The following is an 18,861-nucleotide window of genomic DNA, read 5'->3' as shown; positions in this document are numbered from 1 at the left end:
GCGGCCATGGGGATCAAGTATTCGGTCACGCGATGGTGAACGGTCTGAAGCTGCCCGGCGAGTTCCGTGAGCGCATCGCGGAACTCGCCGATGGCAGGGCGCAGCCGGCCGTGCCCCGCAACGCGGCCACCGTCGTCCTGCTCAGGGATCACCCTGACGCGGGGCTTCAGGTCTTCCTGCTGCGGCGGGTCGCCTCGATGGCCTTCGCGCCCGGCGCCTACGTCTTTCCCGGCGGCTCGGTCGACCGGCGGGACGGAGACACCGCGATCGCCTGGGCGGGGCCGTCGCCCGCTTGGTGGGGTGAGGCCTTCAGCGCCGACGAGACCCTCGCCCGTGAGCTCGTGTGCGCGGCCGTCCGCGAGACCTTCGAGGAGTCGCTGGTCCTGCTGGCCGGGCCGACCGGGGAGTCCGTGGTCGGCGACACCCGCGGCGACGACTGGGAGACGGGGCGGCAGGCGCTGCTCGACCGGTCCCTGTCGTTCGCCGAGTTCCTCGACCGTCGAGGGCTGGTGCTCAGATCCGATCTGCTGCGGCCCTGGTCGCACTGGATCACTCCGCTGGTCGAGCCCAAACGGTACGACACCCGGTTCTTCGTGGCGGCCATGCCGGAGAGTCAGCGGGCGCGCGACGTGAGCACAGAGGCCGATCAGGTGGCCTGGCTACGCCCCCGTGATGCGGTCGAGGCGGCCCGCCGCGGCGAGATGTTCATGCTGCCGCCCACCCTCGCCACGCTGACCGACCTGACCGCCTACGAGGACGTCGCCTCGGTCCTCGCGGCGGAGCGTGAGATCAAGCCCTGGCTGCCGGAGGTACGGATCATCGACGACGAGCCGTACCTCCTCTATCCGGAGGGGACCGTGTGAGCTCGATCGACGGAATGGGCACCTCGCGGGCCCGGTGTGTCCTGGCGCCGAACCCCTCGCCCATGACCCTGGACGGCACCAACACCTGGATCCTCGCCGAGCCCGGCGCCGAGGCCGTCGTCGTCGTGGACCCCGGGCCGGAGGGCGACGATCACCTGCGTCGGGTCGCCGGCATCGCACGCGAGCGGGGTGGGTACGTCGCCCTGGTCCTGCTGACCCACGGACACCCCGACCACGCCGCCGGCGCGAAGAGGTTCGCCGAGCTGGCGCGCACCGCACATCGCGACGTGCCGGTGCGGGCCCTGGACCCCCGCCTGCGGCTCGGCGACGAGGGCCTCGCCGAGGGCGACGTGGTGACGGTGGGCGGACTGGAGGTCCGGGTGCTCGAGACGCCGGGGCACTCCGACGACTCGCTGTCGTTCTGGCTGGCGGCCGACCGGGCGATCCTCACGGGCGACACGGTCCTCGGCTATGGCACCACGGTCGTCGAGGGCCGGCTGGCCGACTACCTGGCCTCGCTCGACCGGCTGCGCTCGTTCGCCGGCGACAGGGAGGCGGCGGTCATTTTGCCGGGTCACGGCCCGAGCCTCGATGACCCGATCGCGGCCCTCGACCACTACATCGACCACCGCAGAGAGCGCCTCGCCCAGGTCCAGGCCGCTGTCGCGGCCGGCGACCGGACGGCCAGAGAGGTCGTCGAGCGGGTCTACGCCGACGTCGACCGGTCGCTGTGGCCCGTCGCGGAGTGGTCGGTGCAGGCCCAGCTGGACTACTTGCGTGAGCGAGGCATGACCCCACCACCGTCGTGATCATGCGGCTCGTACAGGGCGCGAATGCCGCCCGCACCGGGTGATCACGCGATCGCCCACCCGCGTGGAGCGGCCGTAGGGCTACTTCGAGCGCCTGCGCAGCCGTTCGATGTCCAGGATGACGACGGCCCGCGCCTCGATGCGCAGCCAGTTGCGGCCGGCGAAGTCGGCGAGGGCCTTGTTGACCGTCTCACGCGACGCCCCGACGAGCTGGGCCAGCTCCTCCTGGGTGAGGTCGTGATGAACGTGCAGCCCGGTGTCGGACGGCTGCCCGAACCGCTCGGCCAGGTCCAGCAGCGCCTTGGCCACCCGTCCCGGCACGTCGGTGAAGACCAGGTCGGCCATGACGTCGTTGGTCTTGCGCAGCCGCTGGGCGAGAGCCCGAAGCAGATGCACGGCCACCTCGGGGTGCCCGGTCAGCCACGGCCGCAGATCGTCGTGGCCAAGACCGGCGAGCCGGCACTCGGTCACGGCGATGGCGCTGGCCGTACGGGGACGGGGGTCGAACAGCGAGAGCTCGCCGAACATCTCGCTCGGGCCGAGCACGCTCAGCAGATTCTCGCGCCCGTCCGGGGCGGTGCGGGTGAGCTTGATCTTGCCGTCGAGCACGACGTAGAGCCGGTCCCCCGTCTCACCCTCGTTGAAGAGCGTCTGACCGCGGGAGAGGCGCACCTCGCCCACATTGGACCGGAGTGCTTTCGCCCCCTGGTCGTCCAGCGCCTCGAAGAGCGGGGCCCTGCTCAGAACTTCCACGTCGCGGTCGGTCACGCTTCCTCCTCGAACACTTACCTGCATAGTGTGACGTACGTCCCACCGCGTTCGTGAACGGGGGTCCGTGCCGAGCCGGCCGCAAGGGTCCGCCGCACCGCCTACGCTTTCTTCGTGCCCCGTAACACGCCGGAATCGCGCCTCGCGCTCGTTCGTCGCGCTCGGCGGATGAACCGGGAACTCGCCGTTCTCTATCCCGATGCTCACTGCGAGCTGGACTTCTCCGACCCGCTTGAGCTGGTCATCGCCACGATTCTGTCCGCTCAGTGTACGGACCGCCGGGTGAACGCGGTGACGCCAGCCCTCTTCGCGCGCTACCGGACGGCCAAGGACTATGCCGCCGCGGACCGGGAGGAGATGGAAAAAATCATTATGTCCACCGGGTTCTTCCGCGCCAAGACGAACAACATCATCAAGTTGGGGCACGCGTTGTGCGAGCGGTTCGGCGGTGAGGTGCCGCGCACTATGGCCGAGCTCGTGAGCCTGCCGGGTGTGGGGCGTAAGACCGCGAACGTCGTGCTCGGCAATGCCTTCGACGTACCGGGCATCACCGTGGACACGCACTTCGGCCGGCTGGTCCGCCGGTTCGGCTGGACCACCGAGATCGATCCGGTGAAGGTCGAGCACGAGATCGGCGAGCTGATCCCGCGCAAGGACTGGACGGACCTGTCCCATCGGCTGATCTGGCATGGGCGCCGGATCTGCCACTCCCGCCGGCCCGCCTGCGGCGTCTGCCCGCTGGCCCGGCTGTGCCCGGCCTACGGCGAAGGCCCCATCGACGAGAAGACCGCCGCCAAGCTCGTCAAGACCGGCCCCTTCTCATGATTCTTTCCGCTCCGCCGGGAATGCGAAGGTCGCGACGGTGGCTGGACTGAGGAACGCGATAGGAGAGCGCAATCGAACGTAGACGGAGATCATCACCTCGAAGCCGCCCCTGGGGACGTGAGCCGCGCCGCCGGTGCGAGCGGGCCGGGTGCCGATGAGCACGATCCCCTCGTGGCTGGACACCTTCCGCGCCGGCGCCTCGAACTTCTCGGTGCCGCAGGTCCTGCGTCACCCACTCCCCGGATCCCGGTTCGCCGCCGTGCTCGTGCTGTTCGGAGAGGGCCCTGAGGGCCCTGATCTGCTGCTGATCCAGCGCGCCGTCACGCTGAACAACCACGCCGGGCAGCCGGCCTTCCCCGGCGGGGGGATCGATCCGGAGGATGCCGGTCCGGTCGCCGCGGCGCTTCGTGAGGCGCACGAGGAGACCGGCCTCGACCCGGCGGGCGTGGAGGTTCTGGTCACCTTGCCGGAGCTCTACCTCGCCCACAGCGGCTACCGGGTGACACCGGTGGCGGGCTGGTGGCGGGAGCCGACAGAGGTGTTCGTCGCCGACCCGGGCGAGGTCGCCTCGGTGGCCCGGGTGCCCATCGCCGAGCTCGTCGATCCCGCCAACCGGCTCAACGTGCGCAGCCCGCGAGGAGGCCACGCGGGCCCTGCCTTCCGCGCCGGGGGCATGCTGGTCTGGGGCTTCACCGCGGGTCTGCTGACCGAGGTGCTGGATGTGGGCGGCTGGTCGCGGCCGTGGGACACCACCCGTACGGAAGATCTTCCGCAGGAGATCCTGGACCTCGCCGCGGGCCCGAGCGACTGATCGGGCGACCGATCGGGCGACCGGTACCGGTCGGCGGGTCGGTGCCGTGGCGCCCGGCGTGACCTGGAGTCGGCCGGTGTCGACTCGAGCCGTCCGGCAGGTGGTGGGCGGCTGCGCGGCCTCGAACTCGTGCACCTGCTCCGGCGATGTCGTGCCCAGCGGTGACGGCCACGTGCCGGAAATGGTCCGCAGAGGGGACGAGAACCGCTTGCCACGCCCTATACGGTGAACTGGTGCTGGGCGACCACATTCTCGATTTCATCCTGCTGGCCCTCGTCGTGCTGTTCGCGGTCTCGGGCTATCGTCAAGGCTTCATCGTGGGCGTGCTGAGCTTCGTCGGATTCGTCGGCGGTGGCGTGCTGGGTGCGATGATCGCCCCCCCGATCGCCAGGGCGGTCGTCCAGGGAGCCGCGCAGCAGGCCCTCCTCGCGATCGTCATCGCGTTCCTCGCCGCGACGTTGGGACAGTTGATCGCCTCGTCCGCCGGCGCGGTGCTCCGCAACCGGGTCACGGGCGACAACGCGCGTGCCGTCGACGCCGTCGGCGGGTCGCTCGTGAGCGCGGTGTCGCTGCTGCTCGTCGCCTGGTTCATCGGTACGGCGGTGGCCGGATCGCCGTTCGGCGTGCTCCGCAAGCAGGTCAAGAGCTCGTCCGTGCTCGGCGCGGTGGACGACGTGATGCCCGACACGGCGCGCGGCTGGTTCTCCTCGTTCAAGGGCTTCGTCAGCAAGACCGAGTTCCCGCAGGTGTTCGGCGGGCTCGGCGGCGAGTCGGTCGTGCGGGTGCCGCCACCCGACACCGACGTGTTGAAGACCGAGGAGCTGCGCCGGACGCAGCGCAGCATCGTTAAGATCATCGGTACCGCCCCTGAATGTCAGCGCAAGATCGAGGGCACCGGTTTCGTCTACGCGCGCGACCGGGTGATGACCAACGCCCACGTGGTCGCCGGAGTGCAGGGCTTCTCCCAGGTGGTCACCCAGAACAACCGGTTCCACCGGGCCAGAGTGGTGCTGTACGACCCCAAGCGCGACATCGCCGTCCTGCACGTTCCCGACCTGTCCGTCCCATCGCTGAAGTTCAACGGTGAAGCGCAGACCCGTGACTCGGCCGTGGTCGCCGGCTTCCCGAAGGGCCGTCCGTTCACCGCCGTCGCGGCGCGGATCCGGGCCAAGCAGCGGGCGAAGGGCCCGGACATCTATCACGCGGGCCAGGTGACCCGTGAGATCTATGCCATCCGCGGCAAGGTGCAGCAGGGCAACTCCGGTGGTCCGCTGCTGGCCGCCAACGGCACCGTCTACGGAGTGATCTTCGCTGCGGCCCTCGATGACGAGGAGACCGGCTATGCGCTCACCGCGCACGAAGTGGCCGGCGACGCCCAGGCCGGTCAGAACGCCACGAGCCCGGTATCGACCCAGACCTGTTCCGACTGACCCCGGGCCCTGCCCGGTCCGGCCCGATCCGGCGGCGGTCGCCGGTCGGCTCACCGCCGACGAGCGCACCGAGCGGTTCCCCCGCGAGCGTGCCTGGCGGTTCCTGCGCGAGGGCGCCGGCGAGGTCAGCCGGTGAGGCGGATGCCGAGATCGGCGTCGAGTGCGAGGCCCTCGCCCGCACCGGCGATCCGCTCGACCAGCCGCCGTACGTCCCGCGCGACGCCCGCGACGTCGAGCCCGTACGGGCCCGGGGCGAAGGGCTCGATCCGGTCGGCGGCACGGATCAGCAGTGCGCGGGCGCCCTTGGCGTTGCCCCGGCGCAGGTGGGTCAGGCCAACGGCCACCTGGGCGAGACCGCGCCAGAGCTCGCGCTCGTGCTCCGGAGCGGCCTTCCACACCGCCTCGAGCACCTCGTGGGCGTGGAAGGGACGGTCGGCGTCGAGCAGCCGCTGGGCCTCGGCGACGGCCTCGGCGGGCGGCATCGACAGGTCGTCCGGCATCGTCGGCACCCCTGGCTCCCCATGCGGCAGCGGCCGCCCGTAGGCGTCCCGAGGCCTGGCGTTCCGCGCCCGCCCGTCCTGATCACGATCCCGCACGCATCCACCCTATGTCGGCGAAGTCGATCGAACCGGGGCGGTCAGCGTTCGGGTTCGGGGTCGGACAGCCAGCCCAGCAGCTCGGTATCGAAAGCCCGCGGTCGTTCCTGGTGGGGAAAGTGCCCGGCGCCGTCGATGAGCTTCCAGCGGTACGGCGCCTCCACGTACCGGCCTGAGCCCTGCGCGCTGCGGGCGAACGTGCAGGTGTCCAATGAGCCGTGCAGATGCAGCGTGGGCATCCGGATCGGGCCGCGCATGTGACGGGCGTACCGCAGGCCGTCCGGGCGCGGCAACGACCGCACCAGCCAGCGGTGATACTCCAGGGCCGAGTGTGCGACGCCGGGAATCTGGAACGCGTCACGGACCAGCCGCTCCGTGCGCTCGTCCGGCCAGTTCGGTCCCGACCAGTCGTGCAGCAGCCGTCCGACCAGAGCCGCGTCGCTGCGCAACAGCCGCCGCTCGGGCAGCATGGGCACCTGGAACGCGAGCGTGTGCCGCGCGGCCCATCCCTGGCCGCGGGCGTCCGCCCGTACGGCCTGCCGGAGCCGCAGAGGGTGCGGCGCTGAGACCGGGACGAGCCGCTGGACCACCTTGGGGTGATAGACCCCCATCGTCCAGGCGAGCAGGCCGCCCCAGTCATGGCCGACGACGATCGCGTTCGCCTCGCCGAGCGCCCGTACGAGTCCTGCGGCGTCGCCGGCGAGGGTGACCAGGTCGTAGCCGCGCGGTGGCTTGTCGCTGCCACCGTAACCGCGCAGATCGACGGCGGCGGCCCGGTAGCCCGCGGCGGCGAGCGACACGAGCTGGTTGTGCCACGACCACCAGAACTCAGGGAAGCCATGCAGTAGCAGCACCAGCGGGCCGTCGCCGAGGGTGACGACGTGAAAGCGGGTGCCTCCCGCGCTCACCGCCCGATGCTCCCATGGGCCGTCGATGCGGATGACCGAATCATCGCGTACGGGCATGGGCGTTACTCGGGTATGGCCGGGGTATCGCTGGACCGGCGGAGGACCGTGAGCTCCTTAAGGGTCCTGCGGGTGCGCTGGATACCGGTGATCTTCCGCATCCGCAGGTAGCCGATGCCGATGAGGACGGCGGCGAGCACCACGTAGAACCCGGCGACGATGAGGAACGCCGCCCAGTGCCAGATGCCGGCCGCGACCAGCCCGTACGCCGCCGCGATCGAGAGCAGGATCACGACGATGCCGCCGATGACGCCCGCGATGGTGAAGAGCATGCTGCCCAGCGCGGCCTTCTTCGCGTCGTCCTTGAGCTCCAGTTTGGCGAGCTCCATTTCCGACCTGATCAGCCGGGAGACGTTGCTCGACGCCAGCGCGACCAGCTCACCGAGAGACTTGTCCTCGATCTGGTCGTCCGGCCGTACGTCGGTCATATCGCTCTCCTATTCACAAGGGCCCTGACAGCCTGGCAGCCCGGCCCGATTCCGGCCACCCGGCCCCTGGTCACCGGCATCCCGGCCACCTGGCGCCACCCGGCATCCCGGCCACCGTGCACCGGCATTCTCGGTCCCGCCGTCACCGGTCTACCGCGCATCCGCCGAGCACCCGGATCGGACACGCGACGGCCGCCGACACCGACGCCGGGAGAATCGCGATCAGGACCGTCGTGGTAACTCTCCCGGATCGGTCCGTTCCCGCGTAGGCCAAATCGCCGATGAGTAGTGAAATGGTGAATCCTACAGCAGTCGCACCTCTCGTGATCATGCAGTTGTTCCTCGCACCGGATGCGGCACGGACGAACCGAAGAGGCGCCGCCCGGGAGGTCCCCGGGACGGCGCCCCTTCGACACGTGCTTCTGACCGCTACTCGTCGCTCTTCGCGGCGGGGAGCTTGTCGGCGATGAGATCCATCACCGAACTGTCGGTGAGCGTCGTGACGTCGCCCAGCGAGCGGTGCTCGGCGACGTCGCGCAGCAGCCGTCGCATGATCTTGCCGGAGCGCGTCTTGGGCAGCTCGGGCACCACCATGATCTGGCGCGGCTTGGCGATCGCGCCGAGAGCCTTGGCGACGTGGTCGCGCAGCTCCTTGACGAACCCGTCGCCCTCCACGTCGCCGGCGCTGCCGCGTGGGATCACGAAGGCCACGATGGCCTGGCCGGTGACCGGGTCGGTGGCGCCGACGACGGCGGCCTCGGCGACCTTCGGGTGCGACACCAGCGCCGACTCGACCTCCGTGGTCGAGATGTTGTGGCCCGAGACCAGCATGACGTCGTCGACCCGGCCGAGCAGCCACAGGTCGCCGTCGCCGTCCTTCTTGGCGCCGTCACCGGCGAAGTAGAGGTCCTCGAACCGCGACCAGTAGGTCTCGATGAACCGCTGGTCGTCGCCCCAGATGGTGCGGAGCATGGCCGGCCACGGCTCCTTGAGGACGAGGAAGCCTCCGCCGCCGTCGGGCACGGACTGCGCCTGGTCGTCGACCACGTCCGCGGCGATGCCCGGCAGCGGGCGCATCGCGGCGCCCGGCTTGCCCGAGGTGATCCCCGGCAGCGGGCTGATCATGATCGCGCCGGTCTCGGTCTGCCACCAGGTGTCGACCACGGGACACCGGCTGCCGCCGATGTTCTCGCGGTACCAGATGTACGCCTCCGGGTTGATCGGCTCGCCGACGCTGCCCAGCACCCGCAGCGACGACAGGTCGTGCTGCGCGGGGATGTCCTCGCCCCACTTCATGAACGTACGGATGGCGGTCGGCGCGGTGTAGAACACCGTGACCTTGTACTTCTCGATGATCTCCCACCACCGGCCCTTGTGCGGGGTGTCCGGCGTTCCCTCGTACATCACGCTGGTCGCGCCGTTGGCGAGCGGTCCGTAGACGATGTACGAGTGCCCGGTCACCCAGCCGATGTCGGCCGAGCACCAGTAGACGTCGGTGTGCGGCTTGAGGTCGAACACCGCGTGGTGCGTCCAGGCGACCTGGGTGAGGTAACCGCCGGTCGTGTGCAGGATGCCCTTCGGCTTACCGGTGGTCCCCGAGGTGTAGAGGATGTAGAGCGGGTGCTCGGCGTCGTGTGCGGGCGCCTCGTGCTCCTCGGACTGCCCGTCGACGAGGTCGTGCCACCACACGTCGATGTCGGTCCAGTCGACGTCCTCATCGGTGCGGCGTACGACCAGGACGTTCGTGATCGTGGACGAGTTCGCCACGGCCTCGTCGACGACCTGCTTGAGGCCGTACGGCTTGCCGCGCCGGAAGCCGCCGTCGGAGGTGACGACGACCTTGGCCTCCGCGTCGTTGATGCGGGTGCGCAGCGCCTCGGCGCTGAAGCCGCCGAAGACCACCGAGTGCGTGGCGCCGATGCGCGCGCAGGCCAGCATGGTGACCGGCAGCTCCGGGATCATCGGCATGTAGATCGCGACCCGGTCGCCCTTGCGCACGCCGAGCTCGGTGAGCGCGTTCGCCGCCTTGTTGACCTCGCGTTGCAGGTCCGCGTAGGTGATCGTGCGGGTGTCGCCCGGCTCACCCTCCCAGTGGTAGGCGACCTTGCCGCCATGTCCCGCCTCGACGTGCCGGTCGACGCAGTTGTAGGCGACGTTGAGCTCGCCGCCGACGAACCATTTGGCGAAGGGCGGGTTGTTCCAGTCGAGAACGGTGTCCCATTGCCTGGTCCACGTCAGCCGTTCCGCCTGCCGTGCCCAGAACCCCAGACGATCGGCGGCCGCCTCGTCGTACGCCTCCTGCGTGACGTTGGCCTCCGCTGCGAGCTCCGGCGGTGGGGCGAAGCGCCGGGCCTCGTGGAGCAGGTTCGACAGTGTCTCGTGGCTCACGTGGTCTCCTCCAAAGCGTAAATTTCAGGCGCGCGCGGTAGGCACTACTCCACCAGGGAGTCCAGGTGGCCACAAGTACGTCCTTACCTTCGGGCCCGGTCCCGAGGGTAACGTGACGCCCGCCACCGCAGCCTGGTCAGGACGTCCGATGAGGAGCGGTTAGGGTCGACGGGGTGAGTGATCCCCTTGTCCAGGTGGCGGCGCTGCCAGGAGTGACAGAAGCGGTGACCGAGGCGCGCGGCGCGGTGGACCGGCTGCTCGGCCACCGCATCCTGCGGCGCAGAAGCGCCGAGGTCTCAGCCGAGTCGGCGCTGCGCGGCGCGCGCGCCTCGGCGGCCCTCGAGGGCGTCGCCCTGCCGCTGGAGCGACTGCGCGGTGCCGTGGCCGTGGGTTCCGGTGCCGAAACCGCCGAGAAGGCCGGTGGATCGGCGAGCGGTGAGACAGTCGAGACCGGCGGCCTGGGCGACCCAGTGGTGCAGGGGGCGTTGCGGATCTCCGCTGAGATCGGCGCGCTGGCCGAGACCTGGCGGCATGCGCCGCGGCAGGTGCTCGCCCGGTTGCACGTTCTCGCGGCGGCCGGCGTCGTGGCGCCAGAAGAGCTCGGCCGTCCACGCGGTGTGGAACAGGACGTCAGGGATCCGCTGGAGCTGGGCCCGCCACCCGCGCCACACGAGGTCGCGGCCCGTCTCGACGCTCTGAGCGGGGTGTTGACCACGCCGACCAAGGCGCCCGCCATCGTGGTCGGCGCGATCGTGCACGGCGAACTGCTCGCCCTGCGGCCGTTCGGCTGGGGAGATGGGATGGTCGCGCGCGCGGCGCAGCGGCTCACCCTGGTCGAGCGCGGTCTCGATCCGAAGTCGCTGACCGCCCCGGAGGTGGGACACGCCGAGCTGGCAGGCGACTACGCCGACGCGCTGCGCGCCTATGCGGCGGGGTCGCCCGAAGGGGTCGCTCGATGGGTACGGCACTGCGCCGAAGCGGTCACCGTTGCCGCGCGCGATTCACTGGCGATATGCGAGGCCTTCCTGCGCGGCTGAAGCCGCCGCGGCCGCGAAGCAGAGCCGCCGGGCGATCAATTCACCGGGAACTGCACATGGGGCAAAAGCCACTTTCGGGGCAAAGCGAACGGCGTCCCTCCGGGGGACGCCGCCGCCGCCACGTCACACCGGGTTACCAAGCGTGCACCTGATATCCGTCGGATCGGGTCAAGCCCGTCTCGACGCGCCTCCCGCGGCTGGTCGCGCGTGGGTGCCCGGCTGCCGTGCTAGGACACGTGGTCCGTGACACCTGTCTACGCCTCATCCCTGCACTTGACAAGCCCCGATTCGGAAAATGGGCGGTAGCCGGTCAAGAGCGGCCCACGGAAGGTGGAGGCGGATCCGGCGCGACCGGTCTTCGGCCCGTCGAACAGCGGCCATTCAGAAGGGGTGAGACTCCCGGTGAACTGATCACCGACCGTGATCGGTCTTTATGACGTTCAGACCTGGCGTAGGCCCAGAAAGATCTACCTGGCGTGCTGTAGCATCCCAGTCCTGTCAAGGCCTGCCTAGGTCGATTGACAGCCGTCGGGGTCGAAAGGGTCATCGAATGCCAAAGCACGCGACATGGTTGTGACCCCTCGTCTGACTGGCGACAAAAAAAGCCACATCGCTGTCCGTTTTGGTGTTACGAAACACTGAGCGATCGGGCAGCATATGTATCTGACAGATCGCTAGACCTTGGCTTTGCTTCCACCGTAGATCAAACAGACGATCTCCTTTGTAAGACCCACCCGAGGCTCTCTTGGGAAACGGCCCGGCTCTACCCCCCCGGAGCCGGACCGTTCGGCGACCCCCGCTCTCCCCCCCGGCGGGGGTCGCCTTATATCCGGACCCGTTCGGCGAACACCGCGGAAATGCACAGGGGCCGGTAGCGCGAGTTATCCACAGGCTGGGGAAACCCCTTTCGGTCGGCGTCTCGCGCGGCGCATGGTGGTGCTCCACCGAGCTGGCGCCGGGAGGACCGGATGGGCACCGCCGCACTGATCGCAACCGCCGACCCCACGATGCTGGACGACCTGCTGCGCCTGGCCGCGGCCGCCGACGCCGAGGCCGAGGTCGCACGCGACACCGGCCGGGCGCGCGCCGCGTGGCGGCATCCACCCCTCGTCCTCGTCGACCTCGGCTTAGCCGCCGAGCTGGCCAGAGACGGCATACCCAAGCGATCCGGCGTCGTCCTGGTCACGAGCGGCCGCGACGACGAGGACGCCTACCGCACCGCCGTCGAGATCGGCGCACAGGACGTCGTGACCCTTCCCGACGGGGAGGCACGGCTCGTCGACGCCCTCTCGGTGGCCGCCGAGCCCGAGGGCGAACGCGCCGTCACGGTGTGCGTCACGGGAGGCCGCGGTGGCGCCGGGGCGAGCACGCTCGCCGCGGTGCTTGCCCTGACCGGGATGTACAGCGGGCTTCGCACGCTGCTCGTCGACGGCGACCCGCTCGGCGGCGGTCTCGACCTGGTCCTCGGGCAGGAGCGCGCGCCCGGTGCCCGCTGGCCCGAGTTCGCCGGCCTGCACGGGCGGCTGAGCGGCGCGGCCCTGCGCGAGGCGCTTCCCGGCCTTGCCGGGTCACCGGCCGGGCCGGCCGGTTCCGAGCCCGGCGCCGGAGGGCTGACCGTACTGTCCTGGCACCGACGTGACGCCGAGCCGACCCGTGCCGAGCCGACCCGTGCCGAGCCGACCCGTGCCGAGCCGACCCGTGCTGAGCCGACTCGTGCCGAGCCGACCTGTACCGAGGCGATCCCCGCCGAGGCGATGCGCGCGGTGCTCGACGCGGGCGAACGTGGCTTCGACCTGGTCGTGGTCGACCTGCCGCGCCACTTCGGCGAGGCGGAGGCCGAGGCGTTGCCGGTCGCCGACGTCACGCTGCTCGTGGTGCCCGCCGAGCTGCGGGCGGTCGTGGCCGCAGACCGCGTCGCGGCCGCCCTGGCCCGTCACACCCGCGATGTCCGCGTGGTCGTACGAGGTCCCGCTCCCGGTGGCCTGACCCCAGATGCCATCGCCAAGTCGCTCGGCCTGCCGCTCGCGGGTGCGGTGGTGAGCGATCGGCGGCTCGCGGCCGCGCTCGAACACGGTGAGCTGCTCACCGCGTTCCACCGGAGTCCGCTGGCCGACCTGTGCGTGCGGTTGGTCACCGGTCTCGGTCTCGGTGTGCCGCGGCGGGGTGATGGCCGATGAGCAGGCTCGTCGAGGCCGTGCGCGACCGGCTGGTCGATACGGGCACCGAACCGACACCGGCCGGCGTCGCGGCGGCACTGCGGTCGCAGGAGCGGGTCCTCGGCGACGCCGAGGTGCTCACGCTGGTGGAGCGGCTGCGCGCCGACCTCGTCGGCGCCGGACCGCTGGAGCCGCTGCTGCACGATGCCGAGGTCACCGACGTCCTGGTGAACGGGTTTGACGAGGTCTGGGTCGACACGGGTTCCGGGCTGGTCCGCACGTCCGTGCGGTTCCCCGACGAGACGGCGCTGCGGCGGTTGGCTCAGCGGCTCGCCGCCATGGCCGGGCGCCGGCTCGACGACGCCGCGCCGTATGTCGACGCCAGACTGCCCGGGGGCGTCCGGCTGCACGCGGTGCTGCCGCCCATCGCCGGAGGCGGCACCTGCCTGTCACTGCGGTTGCCCCGGCGACGCGCCTTCACGCTTGCGGAGCTCGTCGCGGCCGGTGCCGTCCCAGAGGCGGGTGCGGCGCTGCTGACCGCGCTGGTCGCGGCCCGGGCGGCCTTCTTGGTCACCGGTGGCACGGGCACGGGTAAGACGACGTTGCTGGGGAGCCTTCTGTCGCTGGTGCGGCGTGGTGAGCGGCTCGTTCTGGTGGAGGACTCCGCGGAGCTGCGGCCGGCGCATGATCATGTCGTACGGCTGGAGGCGCGTCCGCCCAATGTCGAGGGCGCCGGAGAGGTCGGCCTGCACGACCTCGTGCGCCAGGCCCTGCGCATGCGACCCGACCGGCTGGTGGTCGGCGAGGTGCGGGGCGCCGAGGTCGTGCATCTGCTGGCCGCGCTGAACACCGGGCACGAGGGCGGGTGCGGCACGCTGCATGCCAACGCCGCGGCCGACGTCCCCGCCAGGCTCGAAGCGCTGGCCTGCGCGGCCGGGCTGAGCCGCGAGGCCGTGCACAGCCAGCTGGCGGCCGCCCTCGACGTGGTGGTGCACCTGGTGAGAGAGCCCGGCGGCCCGCGCCGGATCGCGGAGGTCTGCCTGCTGCGGCGCGGCGCGGACGGTCTGGTCGAGGCCGTCCCTGCGGTGTCGTTCACCGCGGACGGCCGGATCGCGACGGGGGCCGGTGCGGCCGGGCTCGCCGATCGCCTGGCCGGGCTGTGGCGGCCGCCCGGCTCGCCGCCGGATCGAGTATCCGGACCTGCGGGCCCGCCCGATCGCGTCTCCGCTCGGGTGGGCATGCCCGATCGAGTCTCCGCCGAGACGGGTCGGCCGGCTCGAGTGTCCGGACCGGCGGGTCCATCGGAAGCCCTGAACGGCGCCCCGTGATGACGGCCGGCCCGTCGGTGGCGTTGGCCGCCCTGTGCGCCGGTGGGGCGGTGCTGAGCCTGACCATGCCCTCGCCCGCCGTGCTCCGGCTGCGCGACGTGTTCGGGCCGCGCACTACACCGTGGCCGCGCCTGCTCGCGGCCCGCGCCGGTGCCGCGCTCAGGGAGGTCAGCAGGAGACGGGGCGAGTCCGGGCTCCGGCGGTCCGCCGTGATCGAGTTCTGCGACGGCATCGCGGCCGAGCTGACGGCGGGCCGGACGCCGGCGGCGGCCTTCACCGGGTCGGCCGCGGTGCTCGATCCGGCGGTCGGCGCCTCGCTCGGCTCGGCGCTGCTCGGCCCGAGGCCGGGCGAGCAGATTCCCGATCTGCTGGAACGGGCGGCCGGAGCACCTGGCGCGGAGGGCCTGCGGCTGCTCGCCGCCTGCTGGCGGATCGGCGCCGAGCGCGGCGGCGCGCTCGCGTCGGCGATCCAGAGCCTGGCCGACGCCCTGCGCGACGAGGAGGCCCATCGGCGCGAGGTGACCGCACAACTCGCGGGGCCGCGTGCGACGGCCCGGCTGCTGGCCGGCCTGCCGCTGCTGGGGTTGGGCATGGCCGCGGCCCTGGGCGCCCGGCCGCTGGCGTTCCTCTTCGGTACGACGGCAGGAGCGGGTTGCCTCCTCGCGGGCGTCGGGCTGGACCTCCTGGGTCTGTGGTGGACTCAGCGGCTCGCCGCCGCGGCCGGGGCATCCCGATGAGCGCGGCCCTCTGCGCGGTCGTGTGCGCGGCCCTCGCCGGGTGGCTGGTCCCGCGCGATCGTTCGATCGCCCGGCGCCGGCTGGCCTCGTTGCTGCCGCCACCGGCCGTACGGAGTTCACGGCCACCGCCGTGCGGTCGCCCGGGCACCGGCCCTCCGGCCACCGGTGGTGGCCCGGGTGCGAACCGCCGCGACGTGCGCATGCGCTGGGCCGCGGCGGCGCTGGCGGGCATCGCCTGCGCCGCCCTCATCGGCGCTCCGGCCGGGCCCCCGATCGGAGCCGCCCTCGCGGTGGGATGTGCCCGGGCGCTCTCCCGCATGGAACCGCCGGAGCGCCGCCGGCGCCGGGTCCGGCTCGTCGCCGACCTGCCCGTCGCGGTGGACCTGCTCGCGGCGTGCCTGGCCTGCGGCACCTCGTGGGGCGAGGCGGTCGAGGCAGTCGCCGATGCCGTCGGCGGTGCGCTCGGCGACGAGTTGCATGCGGTGGCCGCTCAGGTGCGGCTGGGCGCCGACCCGTCGCAGGCATGGCTCACGCTCGCGGGCGAACCCGCGCTCGCCCCGCTGGCCCGTACGGTCGCGAGGGCGGCGCACAGCGGAACGGCGCTCACCCCGACGCTGTCCAGACTGGCCAGGGACCAGCGGCGGTCGGCCCACGCGGCCGCCACCGTACGGGCCCGCGCCGCGGGGGTCCGGGCGGTCGCGCCGCTCGGGCTCTGCTTCCTGCCCGCCTTCGTCCTGCTCGGCATCGTGCCGGCGATCGCCGGTATCGCCTCGACCATCCTGTTGCCCTGGTGAACGAGCGGGAGATGACGTCCGCCGGACCCGTTGGCATTTCGCGGTATCACCGGCGCCCAGGTCGGCATCCCTCCGGTGAATTACGCCATTGGGGCACACTGAGTGGCCTCCGGTCGCTCATTGTGATCCCGTCGTTGTCATGCGAACAAACTGTGAGATCACGGCAGAAGCAGTGGCCCCGGGGGCATGAGAAACTTCTCGAAACAATTGCTGACAACAAGAAACCGGGCAAGTACCGTCAAATGATGCATACCTCCGAGCGTCTCAAGGAGGCTAAGAGCATCCTTGCGGCCCAACTTCGCCAGATCCGCAACGAGGCATGCCTGACCGGTCAGGCATTGGCGAGCGAGGTCGGCTGGCCCAAGTCCAAGGTCTCGAAGATCGAGAACGCCAACCAGGTCCCCACGGAGGGGGACATCCGGGAGTGGTGCCGCGTCTGCAACGCGGACGACCAGACGGTGGACCTGATCGCCGCCGTACGCAACATCGACAGCATGTACATCCAATGGCGCCGGCTGGAGCAGACCGGCCTGCGTCATGTACAGCAGTCGTTCATGGCCCTTTACCGGGCCACCTCGCAGTTGCGGGTCTTCCAGCACGCACCGATACCCGGGCTGCTCCAGACCCCCGCCTACGCTGCCGCGCACCTGCGCTGCATCATGGAATTCCGAGAGATCCCCAACGACCTCGACCAGGCGGTGGAGGAGCGGATCGCCCTCCAGTCGGTGCTGGGCGACGGTGCCAAGCGCTTCGCGTTCATCTTCGGCGAGCAGGCGCTCCATGCCCGGATGTGCGAAGCGGCCGCCATGATGGCGCAGCTCGAGCGGTTGACCGCCATGACGTACGCCCCGAACGTCTCACTCGGCATCCTGCCCATCTCGGCCCCGCGCACCGTGTGGCCGTGGGAGGGATTCTGGATCTATGACGCCGACCAGGTCAGATGCGACACGCTGCCCGGCCAGATCCGCAACAAACAGCCCACCGACGTCGCCATTTACGAGAAGGCCTTCACCGCGCTGGCCGAGTCGGCCGTCTACGGCGAGGCCGCCAGAGAGCTGATCGCGACGGCTTCCGCAGGATTTCAGGAAACGTAAAGAAACTTCATTGGGAACGACCGGCCGGTGTCCCTACCGTCGCACTATGGACGGATTACCCCACGGTGATCGCATGGCGATCGCGTCCGGATCGGGCTCTGTGCCCCTTTTCCGGCAGAACGCCCTTGCCGACGGTGCGCCCGGCTCACGGATCGGAGTCCACGGGTTCATCGCTCAGCGGCATGACGCCAGGAGCCGGCCTCCGCGGGCGTCGAACCCCGACCTCCGGATCGAGCATCTCGGCGGCAGCTGATGGACGGGCCTTGGAGACCACCGCCCATCTTCTCGTGGACCATCGTGCCCCCCGGTACCGATCCGTTCCATCGCGGGGCGGCCGGGGTCTGCGACGACCGGCAGCGGGTCTTCGCGCGGGTGACGGAGGCGTTACGAGAGGCACCGCCGGGGTCACGTGGCCTCGTGCACAGCGTGACGTTGAGCTTCTCCCGCATCGGCTACGTCTATGAATCACTGATAGCGCGCGGCCGGTTCGACGCGGCCAGCGGCGTCGTGGTCTGGGAGGACGTCTCCGCGCGCGGTGGATGGGGCCGGCTCGACACCCTGTTCGCGGGCGCGCCCGAACGCGCCGGCGACTCGATTCCGCCCGAGGCCCTCGCCGCCGGGCTCGCGGACCTCCACTCCGATCGACAGCGACGGCAGGCGACCGAACCCCGGATGAGGGCCTCCAACGCGGGTGGACCGCCGACATGGTCGTCCTCCGGTACCTGAGCGTGTGCGCGCCGGGCCGGGCGCGGGCGGCGCGCACACCCGAGGGTCTCGGGCCTGAACTCTCGCGTCCTGAGCAGAACCGATACGTCGTGGGGCGAACCCTGGGTTCCGTAGGCGTCGCCCGCAGGACGCCGGACGTCGTCGTACCGCCCGGCCACCGCGGCCGCCGGGCCGTACGACCCCCTGTGAAGCCGGCGCGGCGGTGCGGACGCTAGGTCTTCACGCCCCCGAAGACCGATTCCCGCACCGCCGTGTCCACAGGACTCGGGCCGCGGTCGGAGAGAGCACGGCAACGAGGCGGGAGTGGACCTGATGTGGTGGAGAGGGATTCTCGGTGCTTCTGTGCGGTGCAGAAATCTGCTTCCCAGGATGAGGTTTCTTCCACTCGGTGGTGGCTCTTCACACCTATCGGCTCGACCGGCTCTATCGGTTTATCTGTTTCCGTGAGGTGGCTGGATTTCCGTATACCTCCATGCGCGTCCGCATGAGCGGAGAGGCCTTCGGCGATGCCGGTCCGATGGCCGGAGTTTTCCACAGAATGTGGTTCGGTCGGTGGCCGGTCATCGCGGCGGTGCACGCTTGCTGCGGGGCGTCGCGCGGGTGCCCCGCAACGTAGAAGGAGGGCCTCCCATGCAGATGGCACAAGCGATGAAGCGGCGCGGCCGGCACGCACGCGACCGCGGAATGTCCACGGCCGAATACGCCGTGGGCACCGTGGCGGCCGCCGCGTTCGCCGGGCTGCTGTTCAAGATCGTGACAAGCCCGGAGGTCCGCCGGTTACTCCTGAACATCATCAAGAGGGCGCTGCAGCTGGCGGGGTGAGCGGTATGTCCAAGGGTCCCGGTTCCAGGCGCCGGGTGGGCCGGCCGCCCTGGTGGCGGACGGCGGGCCGATTGTCGCAGCGCCGCCTCCCGGTGCCACGTGGCACGTCGGGGCCACGCCGGCCGACCCGTCCACCCAGGAGGCCCGGTGCCGGCGGCGAGGGCGGCTCGGCCACCGCTGAGATCGCGGTCGCCCTGCCCGGCCTGGTGCTCGTGACGGTCGTCGCCCTCTGGGGGGTGACGGTCGCCGCGGCGCAGGTCGGGTGCGCCGACGCCGTGCGGGCC

At 71.0% G+C, this 18,861-nt stretch carries 18 protein-coding genes and 1 pseudogene; 14 read left to right on the top strand and 5 right to left on the bottom strand.

Annotated elements, in window-relative coordinates:
- Positions 1-32 precede the first annotated feature (32 nt).
- Positions 33-863 (top strand): NUDIX hydrolase, encoded by an 831-nt coding sequence (locus tag HKK72_RS00095; protein WP_187232108.1) that lies wholly within the window; start codon positions 33-35, stop codon positions 861-863.
- A gap of 14 nt (positions 864-877) precedes the next feature.
- Entirely contained in the window at positions 878-1,672 is a 795-nt protein-coding gene (locus HKK72_RS00090) for an MBL fold metallo-hydrolase (RefSeq protein WP_187232473.1), read from the top strand.
- 81 nt (positions 1,673-1,753) lie between these two features.
- On the opposite strand, the gene HKK72_RS00085 is transcribed toward HKK72_RS00090, so the two are convergent.
- Positions 1,754-2,467: a Crp/Fnr family transcriptional regulator gene (locus HKK72_RS00085; protein WP_187232107.1), complete on the bottom strand. Its 714-nt coding sequence runs from the start codon at positions 2,465-2,467 to the stop codon at positions 1,754-1,756.
- 141 nt (positions 2,468-2,608) lie between these two features.
- Here HKK72_RS00085 and nth point away from each other — a divergent pair, with 141 nt between their 5' ends.
- The 3 genes from nth to HKK72_RS00070 all read left to right on the top strand — a co-directional run bounded on the left by nth (position 2,609) and on the right by HKK72_RS00070 (position 5,506).
- Positions 2,609-3,265: an endonuclease III gene (nth, locus tag HKK72_RS00080; protein WP_187232472.1), complete on the top strand. Its 657-nt coding sequence runs from the start codon at positions 2,609-2,611 to the stop codon at positions 3,263-3,265.
- A gap of 154 nt (positions 3,266-3,419) precedes the next feature.
- A complete protein-coding gene (locus HKK72_RS00075) occupies positions 3,420-4,076 on the top strand; it encodes an NUDIX hydrolase (RefSeq protein WP_187232106.1) in 657 nt (218 codons plus the stop codon).
- 248 nt (positions 4,077-4,324) lie between these two features.
- On the top strand, positions 4,325-5,506 hold the full coding sequence (locus tag HKK72_RS00070; RefSeq protein ID WP_187232471.1) for a MarP family serine protease: 1,182 nt from the start codon (positions 4,325-4,327) through the stop codon (positions 5,504-5,506).
- Positions 5,507-5,631: 125 nt separating this feature from the next.
- Here HKK72_RS00070 and HKK72_RS00065 read toward each other — a convergent pair whose 3' ends face one another.
- From HKK72_RS00065 to acs, 4 genes are all read right to left on the bottom strand, one after another.
- Positions 5,632-6,102 (bottom strand): DUF309 domain-containing protein, encoded by a 471-nt coding sequence (locus HKK72_RS00065; protein ID WP_187232105.1) that lies wholly within the window; start codon positions 6,100-6,102, stop codon positions 5,632-5,634.
- Positions 6,103-6,143: 41 nt separating this feature from the next.
- Positions 6,144-7,067: an alpha/beta fold hydrolase gene (locus tag HKK72_RS00060; protein ID WP_187232104.1), complete on the bottom strand. Its 924-nt coding sequence runs from the start codon at positions 7,065-7,067 to the stop codon at positions 6,144-6,146.
- Positions 7,068-7,072: 5 nt separating this feature from the next.
- Positions 7,073-7,495, bottom strand: coding sequence for a phage holin family protein (locus tag HKK72_RS00055; protein WP_187232103.1), 423 nt, complete (start codon positions 7,493-7,495; stop codon positions 7,073-7,075).
- 429 nt (positions 7,496-7,924) lie between these two features.
- Positions 7,925-9,883 carry an acetate--CoA ligase gene (acs, locus tag HKK72_RS00050; RefSeq protein WP_187232102.1) on the bottom strand — a complete coding sequence of 653 codons (1,959 nt, stop codon included), beginning with the start codon at positions 9,881-9,883 and terminating at the stop codon, positions 7,925-7,927.
- 173 nt (positions 9,884-10,056) lie between these two features.
- Here acs and HKK72_RS00045 point away from each other — a divergent pair, with 173 nt between their 5' ends.
- From HKK72_RS00045 to HKK72_RS00005, 9 genes and pseudogenes are all read left to right on the top strand, one after another.
- The gene (locus tag HKK72_RS00045; protein ID WP_187232101.1) at positions 10,057-10,920 is read left to right on the top strand and encodes a Fic family protein; all 864 of its coding nucleotides are present in this window, start codon (positions 10,057-10,059) and stop codon (positions 10,918-10,920) included.
- Between the two features lie 968 nt (positions 10,921-11,888).
- Positions 11,889-13,097 carry a septum site-determining protein Ssd gene (ssd, locus tag HKK72_RS00040; protein WP_187232100.1) on the top strand — a complete coding sequence of 403 codons (1,209 nt, stop codon included), beginning with the start codon at positions 11,889-11,891 and terminating at the stop codon, positions 13,095-13,097.
- A complete protein-coding gene (locus HKK72_RS00035; RefSeq protein WP_187232099.1) occupies positions 13,094-14,404 on the top strand; it encodes a TadA family conjugal transfer-associated ATPase in 1,311 nt (436 codons plus the stop codon). Before ssd ends, HKK72_RS00035 begins: the two co-directional genes overlap by 4 nt.
- Entirely contained in the window at positions 14,404-15,141 is a 738-nt protein-coding gene (locus HKK72_RS00030; protein ID WP_261986411.1) for a type II secretion system F family protein, read from the top strand. Before HKK72_RS00035 ends, HKK72_RS00030 begins: the two co-directional genes overlap by 1 nt.
- Positions 15,138-15,935: a type II secretion system F family protein gene (locus HKK72_RS00025; protein WP_187232098.1), complete on the top strand. Its 798-nt coding sequence runs from the start codon at positions 15,138-15,140 to the stop codon at positions 15,933-15,935. The genes HKK72_RS00030 and HKK72_RS00025 overlap by 4 nt, the downstream gene beginning before the upstream one ends.
- A 122-nt stretch (positions 15,936-16,057) precedes the next feature.
- Positions 16,058-17,029, top strand: a complete 972-nt coding sequence (locus HKK72_RS00020) for a helix-turn-helix domain-containing protein (RefSeq protein ID WP_187232097.1) — start codon at positions 16,058-16,060, stop codon at positions 17,027-17,029.
- A 297-nt stretch (positions 17,030-17,326) separates the two neighbouring features.
- Positions 17,327-17,755: a hypothetical protein gene (locus HKK72_RS00015; protein WP_187232096.1), complete on the top strand. Its 429-nt coding sequence runs from the start codon at positions 17,327-17,329 to the stop codon at positions 17,753-17,755.
- Positions 17,756-18,385: 630 nt separating this feature from the next.
- A complete protein-coding gene (locus HKK72_RS00010; protein WP_410050269.1) occupies positions 18,386-18,577 on the top strand; it encodes a DUF4244 domain-containing protein in 192 nt (63 codons plus the stop codon).
- 5 nt (positions 18,578-18,582) lie between these two features.
- Positions 18,583-18,861: pseudogene (locus HKK72_RS00005) on the top strand (hypothetical protein); the annotation flags it as partial.

Origin of the sequence: Actinomadura sp. HBU206391, from assembly GCF_014323665.1 — a bacterium.
GTDB lineage: Bacteria > Actinomycetota > Actinomycetes > Streptosporangiales > Streptosporangiaceae > Actinomadura_C.
The sequence above is the reverse complement of the archived record's forward strand: the minus strand, read 5'-3'. Positions and strand labels throughout refer to the sequence as shown.

What these genes read in the sequence shown, in the direction of transcription:
- HKK72_RS00055 (WP_187232103.1), bottom strand. Translation starts at nt 7,495, where the DNA reads ATGACCGACGTACGGCCGGACGACCAGATCGAGGACAAGTCTCTCGGT.
- ssd (WP_187232100.1), top strand. Translation starts at nt 11,889, where the DNA reads ATGGGCACCGCCGCACTGATCGCAACCGCCGACCCCACGATGCTGGAC.
- HKK72_RS00095 (WP_187232108.1), top strand. Translation starts at nt 33, where the DNA reads ATGGTGAACGGTCTGAAGCTGCCCGGCGAGTTCCGTGAGCGCATCGCG.
- HKK72_RS00060 (WP_187232104.1), bottom strand. Translation starts at nt 7,067, where the DNA reads ATGCCCGTACGCGATGATTCGGTCATCCGCATCGACGGCCCATGGGAG.
- HKK72_RS00030 (WP_261986411.1), top strand. Translation starts at nt 14,404, where the DNA reads ATGACGGCCGGCCCGTCGGTGGCGTTGGCCGCCCTGTGCGCCGGTGGG.
- HKK72_RS00075 (WP_187232106.1), top strand. Translation starts at nt 3,420, where the DNA reads ATGAGCACGATCCCCTCGTGGCTGGACACCTTCCGCGCCGGCGCCTCG.
- HKK72_RS00010 (WP_410050269.1), top strand. Translation starts at nt 18,386, where the DNA reads ATGCAGATGGCACAAGCGATGAAGCGGCGCGGCCGGCACGCACGCGAC.
- nth (WP_187232472.1), top strand. Translation starts at nt 2,609, where the DNA reads ATGAACCGGGAACTCGCCGTTCTCTATCCCGATGCTCACTGCGAGCTG.
- HKK72_RS00090 (WP_187232473.1), top strand. Translation starts at nt 878, where the DNA reads ATGGGCACCTCGCGGGCCCGGTGTGTCCTGGCGCCGAACCCCTCGCCC.
- HKK72_RS00085 (WP_187232107.1), bottom strand. Translation starts at nt 2,467, where the DNA reads ATGCAGGTAAGTGTTCGAGGAGGAAGCGTGACCGACCGCGACGTGGAA.
- HKK72_RS00025 (WP_187232098.1), top strand. Translation starts at nt 15,138, where the DNA reads ATGAGCGCGGCCCTCTGCGCGGTCGTGTGCGCGGCCCTCGCCGGGTGG.
- HKK72_RS00035 (WP_187232099.1), top strand. Translation starts at nt 13,094, where the DNA reads ATGAGCAGGCTCGTCGAGGCCGTGCGCGACCGGCTGGTCGATACGGGC.